Origin of the sequence: Hydrogenophaga sp. 70-12, from assembly GCF_001897365.1 — a bacterium.
Lineage (GTDB): Bacteria > Pseudomonadota > Gammaproteobacteria > Burkholderiales > Burkholderiaceae_C > Hydrogenophaga > Hydrogenophaga borbori.
The window spans coordinates 1-11,231 of the sequence record NZ_MKSS01000109.1 but is presented as its reverse complement, the minus strand read 5'-3'; the positions used below and the strand labels follow the sequence as shown (position 1 = coordinate 11,231).

Genomic DNA, 11,231 nt, shown 5'->3' with positions numbered 1-11,231 from the left:
CAAGCCCAGCAAGCCCAGCAGGGCCGCGCCCAGCGCGGCGCGCATCCAGGACATCGTGTTCATGTTTGTCTCCAACGCAACGACACACCGCGCTCCCGTGGCGCGCGAGCGGCCATTGTTGGCCGAGGCAGCGCCCGCGTGGTAACCGGCTGTAAGGTGGCGGGCGTCAGGGGAACTGTGGTCTGATCGAGCCATGCCCCAGGAAACCGAGCTCAAGCTCGCGCTGCACCCCAAGGACGCCGCGCGTTTGCTGGCCCACCCGCTGCTGGGCGGCCTGCCGCGCGCGGGTCAGCGCCTGTTCAACACCTATTTCGACACCCCCGATCTGGCGCTGCGCGAGGCGCGCCTGGCCTTGCGCGAGCGCCGCGTGGGCGCGCGGCGCTGGCTCACCGTCAAGACCTCGGGCAGCACCGTGGGCGGCCTGTCGCGGCGCGGCGAATGGGAGGTGCCCAAGCCGCGCGGGCGGGTCGATTTCGCGCGCGTGGTGGATGAGCCCGCGCTGGCCGCCGCCCTGCAGGACTGGGCGCCCCGGCTGCGCGCGGTGTTCCGCACCGACTTCGTCCGCCGCGCCGTGGTGGTGGAACACGCGGGCGCGCGCATCGAGCTGGCCGTCGACGACGGACACATCAGCGTGGGCAGCGGCCGGCGCGCGCGCCGCGAGCGCCTGCTCGAGGTGGAGCTGGAGCTGCTGGACGGCTCGGTCGACGCGCTGTTCGACCTGGCGCACACCCTGGCGCTCGGCCCCGAGGGCCAGGCGGCGCGCGCGCTGCGCCTTCACCCCGAGCCGCGCAGCAAGGCCGAGCGCGGCTACGCCCTGTTCGCCGGCCAGGCCGCCATGCCCCGGCGCGCCACGCCGCTGGCCTTGGCGCGCGGCATGGCGGTGCGCGAGGCCTTCCAGGCCGCCAGCCTGGCCTGCCTCACGCACCTGCAGGCCAACGAGGCCGAACCGCGCGCGCTCGCCGACCTGCCGCTGGCCGGCGCGCCGCTGCCCGACCCGGAGTTCGTGCACCAGCTGCGCGTGGCCCTGCGCCGCCTGCGCACCGGCCTGCGGCTGTTTCGCGAGCACCTGCCGCGCCGCTGGGTGGCGCACTGGTCGGCGCACTGGAAGGACCTGGCCGACGCGCTGGGCGCGGCGCGCAACTGGGACGTCTTCGCCACCGAATGGCTGCCCGATCGCCTGCCCGACAGCGACACCCGCGCCGAGGCCCAGGCCTTGCGCGCCTGGGTGGACGCCCAGCGCCGCGCGGCCAACCTCGCGGTGGCGCGCCGGCTGGCCGACCCGGCGCACGCCCTGGCCTTGCTGGCCTTCACGCGCTCGGTGTTCGCGCTGCCGGTGCCGCGCGCGCGCGTGAACCTGCCGCGCTGGGCGGTGGCCCGGCTGCGCGCCGGCCATGCGCGGCTGCGCGAACAGGCGCGCGACGCGCGCCGCCTGGGCCCCGATGGCCGCCACGAGCTGCGCCTGGCGCTGAAGAAGCTGCGCTACACGCAGGAGTTCCTGATCGGTCTGCTCGACCCCCAGCGCGCCGCGCGCAGCACCGCCACGCTGGCCGAGGCGCAGGCGCTGCTGGGTGAGCTGAACGACTTGGCCACGGCACAAGGCCTGCTGCAGCAGGTGCCGGCCCGCGTGGCGCCCGCGCTCGTGGCCGCCTTGCAGTCGGGCCTGCAGGCGCAATTGGAGGCGGGCCTGCTGGCCTTGCCGGCCATGGAGAGTGCGCTGGAGCGCTCGCCACCGCCCTGGTGAGCGACCCGCGCGGGGGGCGGGGCCGGGACCGGGCCCTCAGGCGCGCGCGCTCACCCAGTGGTTGTCGAGTTGCAGCGCGGCGGACAGGGCCTGGCGCTCGCCGTCGTGCCAGGTGACCGCCGCGCCAGCGGCCCAGGCGTGCCCAGGCCGTGCGGCCAGGGCGCCGGCCGAGGGCAGGTTCACCCGCTCGGCGATGGCGCCGCGTGCATCGAGTCCCAGCAGCGCGTTCGCGCGCGTGGCGCTGAGCCAGAAACCGCCGCCGGCGCGCGCGCAGATGTCAGCGCCATAGCCGCGCGCCTGCGCCATCGGGGGCGCGGCGCGCAGCGCGCTGCCGTCCCAGGTGGCCAGCAGGGGGGCGTCGCGGCGCGCGGCCTCGTCGTCGTGCTCGGCCTGCAGGGCGATGCCCACGCGCCGGCCCACCGGGTCCCAGGCAAGGTGGCGCACGCTCAGGCGCGGATCGTCCAGGCGCCACTGGCCCAGCAGGGCGCCCGACGCCGGGTCGAGCGCCACCAGCGAGGGGTCCATGCGCGACAGGTCGCGGTGGCTGCGGCCGGTCTCGCTCTGCGTGGGGATGCCGCCGTTGGCCACGAGCAGCGCGCCGGCCGGGACGCGGCCCAGGGCCTCGGGCAGCACCAGCATCTCGTGCGGGTCCATGCCCTGCGTGGCCCACTCGCCGGTTTTCTCCAGCGTGCGCGGATCGCGCACGCCGATCAGCCCGGCGGCGTCGGCCTGGTTGGTCTCGGTGGTCCACACCGCGCGCCGGTCGGCGGAGGGCAGCACATGGCCGTTGAGCCGGCGGTCGTCGTCCACCCAATGCCACTGGGCCGCGCCGCTGTCGGGCCGCCAGCGCAACAGCCAGTCGCCGGGGCGGCGCGCGGCCACCAGCACGGCGCCGTCGGCTTCCAGGGCGAGGCCGTGCGCGCGCGTGGGCAGCGGCAGCTGCGCCAGCACGGACACGCGCGCCTCGTCCATTTGCAACAGCCCGGCCCTGTACTGCCCACCCTCCGCCCAACTGGCGACCAAGAGGCTGTTCGGGGCGCGCGCCAGCGCGGGAACGCCGATGCCCGCTGCCAGCCAGGCGAGGATGCCGCGGCGGGTCAGACCTGCCGCGGGCGAAGCATCCAGAAACACCGCGGATCCGGCTTCGCCGGTCCGCCGGTGTTGTCCCCGGAAGGGGACGCCGCGCAGCGGCGCAGGGGGGAGCCGTCTAGTCGCCATCGGCACTGGAAAACCCCAGGTTCACTTCGAGGCTGCCCGCCACCTCGGACTGCATCAGCGTGGTCAGCCTCTTGAGCGTGCGCGCCGCCGCGTCGACGCTGACGGGGGCGCCAGGCTGAACGCCCTGCATCGCGCGGTCGGCCTCGTCCACCGTCGCGCGCCAGCGATCGGCCAGTGCGATGTGCCCGCGCCCGCGCAGGTAGGACTCGATGCTCACCCGGCCCGCGCCGATGGCGGGCGCGCCGTTGTCGGGTTGGCGCGCCAGGGCGCGCAACTCGGCCCAGCCGGCGGCCCAGGCCGCGCCGGTCTGGCCGCTGGGCAGCCGCGCGAAGGCGGGCGCGGCACCGCGCGTCTCGGCCTCGCGCAGGGGTTTCTCCATGCCCGCCCAGCGCAGGCGCTCCAGGCCGCCCAGCCATTGGTTGATGAATTCCACGAAGGCCGTGACGGCGGCTTCTTCTTCGGGCGGTGCGGCGGCCAGCGCGTCGAAGGCGGCGCGCAGGGCCTCGGCTTCGCGCTGCACGGCCTGCGCGGCCAGCACGGCGTAGGCGCAGGCGCTGCTGCGCGGCGCGGCGGGCGCGCTCCACAGCAGGTACTCGATGGCGGGCAGGCCCTTGGCGGGCGTGCCCACACGCTCCATGTCGTCCAGGGTCTTGGGTTCGCGCGCCAGCGAGCGCTTGAGCAGTTCGGGGCGCAGCGGCTGGAAGTCGATCTCGCGCAGCGAGCGGCGCTCGATCAGCGGGCCCACGGCCACGGCGGCCAGGCGCTCCCAGGCCAGCGCCGTCTGCGTCCAGGCCGCGCGCGCCGGCGCCAGCGCGGCCGGGCCGGCGCAGTGGCCCTGCAGCGCCTGCACCAGCCTGGGCGCCTGCTCGGCCAAGGCGCGCGCCAGCGGCGCGGTGTGGTCGCGGTACAGGGCGGCCACCGCGTCGGGCGGGTAGTAGTAGGGCGCGGCGGCCTGCGCCCACAGCGCGCCGGGCGCGCACAGCAGCAGGGCGAGTGCCGCGCCAAGCCGCCAGCGGGATCGGGTACGCATCAGAGGCTCTCCACGAATTTCACCAGGGCGCGGCGGTCGGCCTCGCCGAACTTCAGCACCTGCTGCTTGCTGTCCTCGGCCTCGCCGCCGTGCCAGAGGATGGCCTCGAGCACGCCATTGGCTCGGCCGTCGTGCAGCAGGCGGGTGTGGCCGTTCACGTCCTTGATCAGCCCGATGCCCCACAGCGGCGGCGTTTTCCACTGGCGGCCGTTGGCCAGGAAGTCGGGTCGGCCATCGGCCAGCGCCTCGCCCATGTCGTGCAGCAGCAGGTCGGTGTAGGGGTGGATGGTCTGGCCCTGCAGGGCCCGGCTGGTCAGGCGCGGGAAGGGGCCTTCGGCCGTGGTGTAGGTGGGCCGGTGGCAGACCGCGCACTGCGCCTGAGCGAACAGCCGCTGGCCCCGCAGCACCTGCGGGTCCTGGATGTGGCGGCGCGCGGGCGGCGCCAGCGTGGCCTGGTAGAACACCACCTCGTCCAGGGTCTTGGGGTCGATCTCGGGCTGGCCGTTGCGCGAGCCCTTGGGCGCGGCCAGGCAGTCCTTCTGCCGGGGCGTGCAGGTCTCGTCGGGGAACTGCGCCGAGGTGATGCCGATGTCGCCGTGGAAGGCGCCCGCCGTCTGGTGGGCGACGGTGGCCACGTTGGCCTTCCAGCCGAAGCGGCCGAGCATCTCGCGCTGCGCGAACACGTCCCACACGCGGTTGGGCTGTCCCTTGATGGGGCCGGGCAGCGCCGCCTGGGCCTCGGCGTTGGCCAGGACCTCGCGTTCGGGGATGGCTTCGAGCAGGCCCACGCCGATGACCTGCGGCGCGATGCGCGGGCTGATCATCACGCCCGGGGCGAAGGGGCCGTAGGCGAGGCGGTCGACGATGTACTCGGGCTTTTGCAGCGTGTAGGGCGTGCCGTCGGCGAAGCGGCCCTGGATGGCTTGCCAGCGCAGGCGCACCCGGCCCTCGGGCTTGACGCCCTGGACCGCTGCGGTGTTGAGCTGGTCGCCATAGACGGGGTCGTGCTTCGGGCCGCCGTGCGCGTCGGTGCCGGGCACCGACAGGCGCAGCAGCAGGGCCAGCGGCTCCTGATCGGAGATGCCGCGCCGCCACGGCGGCGGCTCACCGCGGCCGTCGAACAGGTGGCAGGCGCCGCAGGAGCGCGCCAGGAAGTTCGGGCCCAGGCCGTCGCGCGCCTTGGTGCTCGCGGGGGCCTCGACCCAGTTGCGCTTGAAGAAGGAGTTGCCGATGACGAAGCGCGTGCGCTCCGGGTCGGTGAGGTTGGCGGCAGGGAAGGAGAAGGCGTTCTGCCCGGTGGCCCAGACCGTGGTCGCGCCGCCGGTCTTTTCGCCCAAGGGATCGGGCGCCGCGTCGGTGGGGCTGGTCGGGGCAGGCGCTTGTGCCGCCGCATGCAGCGCGGCGACCGAGGTGAGCGCCGCCACGCCCAAGGCCGCGGCGACCCAGGCCGCTGGCCTCACGGTTGCACCAGCGTGAGTTTGGCGATGCCCACGGCGGCCGCGGCGGCCACGATGTCCTTGGACTGCTCGGTCAGGCTTTTGATGGTGGCCTCGATCTTCGGGCGGCCCGCCGAGCCGGCGACGATGGCGCGGTCGAAGGGCGCGGGAATGGCTTCGGCCGACGCCACCGAGGTGCGGATCTGCTGGGTGGTCTTGTCGGCCACGCCGGCGTTCCTGGCGCTCACCAGGTCGCGCAGGCTGGGGCCCTGCAGGGTGCTGCCGTCGGCGCGCACGTAGCGGCCCAGCCAGACGTTCTCGATGCCCTTCGCGTTGGCCACGGCGTCGCGGTGCGTGTTGTCGGAGAAGCAGCTGTGCTCGTCTTCCTGGTCCTGGCTGGCCAGGGCCACTTCCAGGCGCTCGCCGGCCAGTTCACCGCGCGAGAGCGAGCCCATGGCCACGAACATCTTGCGCAGGGACTCGTTGCCGCCCTTCTCGAACGTCGCGCGGTAGTTGTTCTTGGCGCCCGGCGCCCAGGCCTTCACCAGGCCGCCCAGGTCGTCCACCAGCAGGTCGGTGACGGTGTTGAGGTACTGGCGGCGGCGGTCGGCGTTGGGGGTCTTGCCGTCGACAAAGTCCTCGAAGCTGCGGTTGCCCGGACCGGTTTCGGACAGGTCCTGGCCCCAGAGCATGAACTCGATGGCGTGCCAGCCGGTGGCGATGTTCTCCTCGCCGCCTTTTTCGTTCAGCGCGGCCAGCGCCTTCTTGGTGAGGGCCTGCTTCTTGTTGTTGACCAGGCCGGCGGTCTTCTTGCCGTCCACGTAGTCCACGTAGGACTCGTCCATGGGCCAGGCGTTGAGCCGGCCTTCGGGGCCGTTGTCGTTGTCGATGGGGCCGCCATAGAAGCGGAAGGCCTCGGTCTGCCCATAGAACTCGCGCGCGGCCAGCCAGGCCTTGCGGGCGGCGTCCTGGGCGGGCTGCGAGGGCGCGGCGGTGAAGGCCTTGACGGCGGCCTGCAGCGCCTTGGCGGCGTTGAGCGTGTCCTCGTAGTTGGCGTGCACCAGGGCCGCGTAGTGGGTGGCCACGCTGGCGGGGGTGGCGGCGGTCTGGGCATGCAAAGGGGCGGCCAGGCTCAGGGCGAGCACGGCGGCGGCGGCGAGGGGCTTCAGGCGCATGGCGGTTCTCCAGGACGGAAGGGAGGAAACGCCGAATTCTAAATGCAAATAATTCTTATCCTTGACTTAAGCGGGTTTGACGGGGCCGCCGTCCGAGCGGGGGGGCTGCCGCTCCGCCACCCGATCCCGCCACGCCGCCAGGGCGGCGAGTCCCTGTTCCCCCGGCTTGAACTTGAGCAGCCGCGCGAATTCGATGGTGCAGAAGGCCGTGATGTCGGCGATGGTGAAGCGCTGCCCCGCCACCCAGGGCTGGCCGCGCAGCAGGCCGTCGAGCCAGCGCAGGGTCTCCATCGCTTTGGCCTGCTGCGACGCCCCGAACGCGGGGAATTGCGGTTGCTCCAGCACCGCCAGGCCGGGGTGCTGGTGGCGGATCGCCTGCGCCAGCGGCAGCGTCACGTACCACTCCACGTGCCGGTCGGCCATCTCGATGAAGGCGCGCTCCTCGGCGTCGCGGCCCATCAGGTTGGGCTCGGGCTGCAGGCCCTCGAGGTAGGCGCAGATCGCGCGCGACTCGCTCAGCGCGCGCCCGTCGTCGAGTTCGAGCACGGGGATGCGCGCCATCGGGCTGCGCGAGAGCACGGGGTGCGATTTGTGCTCGTGCGCATTGATGTCGACCAGCACTTCCTCGATGCCGGTCATGCCCTTTTCGGCGATGAACATCTGCACGCGGCGCGGGTTGGGCGCGCGCTCGGACACGTAGAGCTTCATCGGCGGTCCTCCTTCAGGCTCTGGCCGGTTTCCATCAGCAGGCGCGCGTCTTGCGAGAAGCGGCGCGCCGCTTCGTCGCCATCGCGCGTGAGGTCCACCTTCGACGGCGGCGATTCGATGCCGCGTTGCACCGCCGGGCGCGCGCGGATGGCGTCGCGCCAGCGCTTGAGGTGCGGCAGGTCGTCGATGGCCACGCCGGACCAGCGGTGCGTGCGCACCCAGGCCCAGTTGGCGATGTCGGCGATGGAGTAGTCGCCGGCCAGGTACTCGTTGTCTTTCAGGTGGCCGTCGAGCACGCGGAACAGGCGCTTGGTCTCGCCCTGGTAGCGATCGATCACCGCCGGGATCTTCTCGGGGAAGTAGCGGAAGAACACATTGGCCTGCCCCATCATCGGGCCCACGCCGCCCATCTGGAACATCAGCCACTGCAGCACGCGCGAGCGGCCTTTCGCGTCCGTGGGCATGAGCCGGCCGGTCTTCTCGGCCAGGTAGATCAGCACCGCGCCCGACTCGAACACCGCGAAGCCGCCGGCCCCGTGGTCCACGATGGCGGGGATGCGGCCGTTGGGGTTGATGGCCAGGAAGTCGGGGCGCTTTTGCTCGCCGGCCGTGAGGTCGAGCACCTTGAGCGTGTAGGGCAGGCCCAATTCCTCCAGCGCGATCGAGGCCTTGTGGCCATTGGGGGTGGCGGCGGTGTAGAGGTCGATCATGGGGGCATGCTAGTGCGCCCCGTCGCGCGCGGGTGTCGCGCGCGCTCCGACCGCCGGGCCCTCAGGCCATGAACCCCAGGTTGCCCGGGTAGTCCACGCTGTTGAAGTTGCCGATGTAGGGCAGCACCTGGCCCAGCTCGCCGCCGCTCACGCCGAACCACTGCGCCAGCGTGGCCGCGTACTGGCTCACCGAGGTGCTGGGCAGCAGCCGGCCCTGGCCCACGTGCCACTGGTCGAAGCTGTCGCTGGTGCTGTTGGTCACGCTCACGGGCGGGGCCTTGCCGTAGAAGGCGCGGCCGCGCACGGCGCCACCCACCATGAGGTGGTGCGAGCCCCAGCCGTGGTCGGAGCCGTCGCCATTGGAGGTGAGCGTGCGGCCGAAGTCCGAGGCGGTGAAAGCGGTCACCTTGTCGGCCACGCCGAGCTGCACGGTGGCGTCGTAGAAGGCGGTGAGCGCGCCGCTCAGGCGCTCCATCAGGCCGGCCTGGCCGTTGAGCAGGTTGTCGTGCAGGTCGAAGCCGCCGAGCGAGACGAAGAACACCTGGCGCCGGCTGCCGAGCTGGTTGCGCGCGGCGATCAGCCGCGCGACCAGGCGCAGCTGGCTGGCCAGGCCGTTGTTGGCCGGGAAGCCGCTGAACGGCGCGGTGTTGGCGGGGAAGGCGTTGAGCGCGCTGGTGATGGCGCCTTCGGTGCCGTAGGCGCGCGCGGTGACGAGGTTGTATTCGTTCTCCAGCGCGTGCGCGCGGGTCTGCATGGCGATGTCCACCAGTGCCGAGCGCACGGCCGGCGAACCATAGACGTTGCTGTTGAGGCAGTTGATGCGGACCGCCCCGCCGCTGCCGACCTGGTAGCTCAGCGCCTCGTCGCCCGAGAGGAACACGGTGTTGCCGGCCACCGAGACGCAGGTGAGCACGCTGTTGGTGTTGCTCGATCGCGCCAGGTCGCCCACCTGGCCGCCCCAGCCCGTGGTGCTGCCTTCGGCGGCCGAACTCATCCACACCGATTGCTGGTCGTTGTGCGAGAACAGCTTGGGCGGGCGCGGGAAGGAGGCGCTGTTGCTGTTGTACTGCTGGCGCGTGAGCGGCACCACCAGGGGGCCGACGTTGAGCTGCACGGCGGCCGCGCCGGCGTTGAAGAGGTTGGCCAGGCCCGTCATGGCGGGGTGCAGGGCGTACTGCTTGCCGTCGGGCAGCGGCACGGCGGGGTTGAGCACCGTGGCCGCCAGGTCGGCGCGCGGGATGGCGATGCCGCCGCGGATGGCGGCGTACTGGGCGTGGCTGGTGGCGTCGTAGTTGATGACGGTGTTGGCGTAGTCGTTGCCACCGAACAGGAAGACGCAGACCAGGGCCTTGTAGTCGGTGGCGTCGAAGGCCGCGGCCTCGCCGATGGCGGCGAGGTTCATCACCGTCGGCAGGGCGGTGCCGGTGAAGGCGAGCTGGCCAGCGCGGCGCAGAAAGGCGCGGCGGGTGTGTCGGGCGGGGGCGATGAAATGCATGGCGCGCTCCTCACTTCTGGATCAGGTACTCGGGGCAGGCCATCACCATGAGCACGGCGGCCCAGACCCGCCGGTTCTTGGCGTCGGCGCTGCTGCCGGCCGTGACGCCGGTGGCATTGAGCGCGTTGACCATGAGCGTGCGCGTGGCGGGTGAGATCTGCCCCGCCGCCAGCACCAGGTTCAGGTGGTCCACCAGCGCGGCGGCGTTGGTCACCAGCGCGAGTTCGCGCGCGTAGTTGGCCTTCACGTCGTAGGCGTAGTTGTTCCAGGCGGCGTAAGGCACGCCCGGGTTGGGGCAGTTGATGCCGCGCTCGATCACCCCCTGCATGAAGTTGAGGTAGCCGCCCACGCTGGACTCGTTGACGAGCTGGAACTCCGGCGCCGTGGCATTGCGGGCCGCCAGGGCGGTGTTGGGCGGCACGTAGCCGGGGCGGAAGAAGTTGAAGACCGAGGGCGAGCGCAGCGGGCTCTGGCCGAGTTGGGTGCCGGCGTCGGCCAGGTCGAAGACCTTCCAGCTGCCCGCCGCCGACGTGACGTTGAAGCTGCGCGCCCACTGGATGAAGCGGACCATGGGCTCGCGCAGCTTGCCGTGGGTGCTGCTGGCCAGCGAGAGGCCGCCGCGCGCCTCGGGGTCGAGCAGGATGGCGACCATCACCGCCTGCAGGTCGCCGCGCTGCCCCTTGCCGTTGTTGTTGAACTTGCTCGCCACGCGCGCCACGTAGGCCGGGCTGGGGTCGCTGGTCACCAGGCGCTGGATCATCTGGCGCGCGAAGAAGGGCCCGGTGTTGGGGTGGTTGAACAGCGTGTCCAGGGCGATGCGCAGCGCCGTGCGCCCCGGCGTGCCGGCCGGCACCGTGGCGCCAAGGAAGCGCGCCTCCAGCGTGGAATGGCGGCTCTCGCGCAGGCTCATGGGCTTGCGCGCGAAGGCGCTGGATTCGATGGTGTAGTTCTGCCCGACCGGCGTGTGCCGCACGCCGTCGGAGGTGTCGAAGTCCCAGCCGGTGAAGACCCGCGCGAGGTGGGTCACGTCGTCCTGGGTGTAGCTCTCGATGGGGCGGCCACCGCTCATTCTGGGCGTGCCGTCGAGGTTGAGTTCGAGCAGGCCGATGGTGAAGAGCTGCATCACCTCGCGCGCGTAGTTCTCGTCGGGCACGCGGCCGGTGGAGGGGTTCTCTTTCTGGTTGCCTTTGGTGTTGAGGAAGTAGCCCATGGCCGGGTGCAGCGTCACGTCCTCGAGCAACTGGCGGAAGTTGCCGAAGGCGTTGCGCATGAGCATGTCCCACCACGAGGCGTAGGCGTGGCTGCGCCAGGTGAACTCGGCCGTGGTCAGCGAGCTGACGAAGATCTCGGACAGCGCGAGCGCGACGCGCTTGCGCATGGCCTCGCCGCCCGACAGCAGCTGGCTCCAGAGCATGAAGTCGGCCGGGTACTGGTTGAAGAAGTAGCTGTTGCTGTCGATGGCGCCGTAGCCGCGCGCTTCCAGCCAGTCCCAGCCGCTCTGGCCGCGGGGCTGCTGGAACTGGCGCGCCAGCCACAGGGCGTAGCCCTCGCCGCGCAGCGCCGCGATCTCCTGCGGCGTGGAGGAGAACTGCGCCTGCTGCAGGAAGCGCGCCGCCTCGGCGTCGTTGTTCGCGGCGAGGTAGGTGTAGCCGTCGAGGGGAAAGTCCACCACGGGCACGAAGGGCGGTTCGGCCGATCCGCCGTCGCTGCCACCGCCG

Annotated in this window: 9 protein-coding genes; 1 reads left to right on the top strand and 8 read right to left on the bottom strand. The window is 72.4% G+C overall.

Features of this window, described 5'->3' with window-relative positions; all coding sequences use genetic code 11:
- The first annotated feature begins 193 nt into the window (after positions 1 to 193).
- Positions 194 to 1,741, top strand: coding sequence for a CYTH and CHAD domain-containing protein (locus tag BGO22_RS07040; RefSeq protein ID WP_286849761.1), 1,548 nt, complete (start codon positions 194 to 196; stop codon positions 1,739 to 1,741).
- Between the two features lie 36 nt (positions 1,742 to 1,777).
- Here BGO22_RS07040 and BGO22_RS07035 read toward each other — a convergent pair whose 3' ends face one another.
- From BGO22_RS07035 to BGO22_RS07000, 8 genes are all read right to left on the bottom strand, one after another.
- Positions 1,778 to 2,713 carry a DUF1513 domain-containing protein gene (locus BGO22_RS07035; protein WP_286849773.1) on the bottom strand — a complete coding sequence of 312 codons (936 nt, stop codon included), beginning with the start codon at positions 2,711 to 2,713 and terminating at the stop codon, positions 1,778 to 1,780.
- A gap of 235 nt (positions 2,714 to 2,948) precedes the next feature.
- Positions 2,949 to 3,989 carry an imelysin family protein gene (locus BGO22_RS07030; protein WP_286849759.1) on the bottom strand — a complete coding sequence of 347 codons (1,041 nt, stop codon included), beginning with the start codon at positions 3,987 to 3,989 and terminating at the stop codon, positions 2,949 to 2,951.
- Entirely contained in the window at positions 3,989 to 5,449 is a 1,461-nt protein-coding gene (locus tag BGO22_RS07025; RefSeq protein WP_502686436.1) for a di-heme oxidoreductase family protein, read from the bottom strand. Before BGO22_RS07025 ends, BGO22_RS07030 begins: the two co-directional genes overlap by 1 nt.
- The gene (locus BGO22_RS07020; RefSeq protein WP_286849757.1) at positions 5,446 to 6,600 is read right to left on the bottom strand and encodes an imelysin family protein; all 1,155 of its coding nucleotides are present in this window, start codon (positions 6,598 to 6,600) and stop codon (positions 5,446 to 5,448) included. The genes BGO22_RS07025 and BGO22_RS07020 overlap by 4 nt, the downstream gene beginning before the upstream one ends.
- A gap of 66 nt (positions 6,601 to 6,666) precedes the next feature.
- On the bottom strand, positions 6,667 to 7,308 hold the full coding sequence (locus BGO22_RS07015) for a glutathione S-transferase family protein (protein ID WP_286849755.1): 642 nt from the start codon (positions 7,306 to 7,308) through the stop codon (positions 6,667 to 6,669).
- Entirely contained in the window at positions 7,305 to 8,018 is a 714-nt protein-coding gene (locus BGO22_RS07010; RefSeq protein WP_286849753.1) for a glutathione S-transferase family protein, read from the bottom strand. Before BGO22_RS07010 ends, BGO22_RS07015 begins: the two co-directional genes overlap by 4 nt.
- 61 nt (positions 8,019 to 8,079) lie before the next feature.
- Positions 8,080 to 9,513, bottom strand: coding sequence for a DUF1501 domain-containing protein (locus tag BGO22_RS07005; RefSeq protein ID WP_204743295.1), 1,434 nt, complete (start codon positions 9,511 to 9,513; stop codon positions 8,080 to 8,082).
- A gap of 10 nt (positions 9,514 to 9,523) precedes the next feature.
- Positions 9,524 to 11,231 (bottom strand): DUF1800 domain-containing protein (locus BGO22_RS07000; protein ID WP_286849751.1); only part of this gene is annotated, 1,708 nt, incomplete at its 5' end.

Bases quoted from the DNA above. Each gene is read 5' to 3' on its own strand.
- BGO22_RS07010 (WP_286849753.1), bottom strand. From the start codon at position 8,018: ATGATCGACCTCTACACCGCCGCCACCCCCAATGGCCACAAGGCCTCG.
- BGO22_RS07030 (WP_286849759.1), bottom strand. From the start codon at position 3,989: ATGCGTACCCGATCCCGCTGGCGGCTTGGCGCGGCACTCGCCCTGCTG.
- BGO22_RS07035 (WP_286849773.1), bottom strand. From the start codon at position 2,713: ATGGACGAGGCGCGCGTGTCCGTGCTGGCGCAGCTGCCGCTGCCCACG.
- BGO22_RS07040 (WP_286849761.1), top strand. From the start codon at position 194: ATGCCCCAGGAAACCGAGCTCAAGCTCGCGCTGCACCCCAAGGACGCC.
- BGO22_RS07015 (WP_286849755.1), bottom strand. From the start codon at position 7,308: ATGAAGCTCTACGTGTCCGAGCGCGCGCCCAACCCGCGCCGCGTGCAG.
- BGO22_RS07020 (WP_286849757.1), bottom strand. From the start codon at position 6,600: ATGCGCCTGAAGCCCCTCGCCGCCGCCGCCGTGCTCGCCCTGAGCCTG.
- BGO22_RS07005 (WP_204743295.1), bottom strand. From the start codon at position 9,513: ATGCATTTCATCGCCCCCGCCCGACACACCCGCCGCGCCTTTCTGCGC.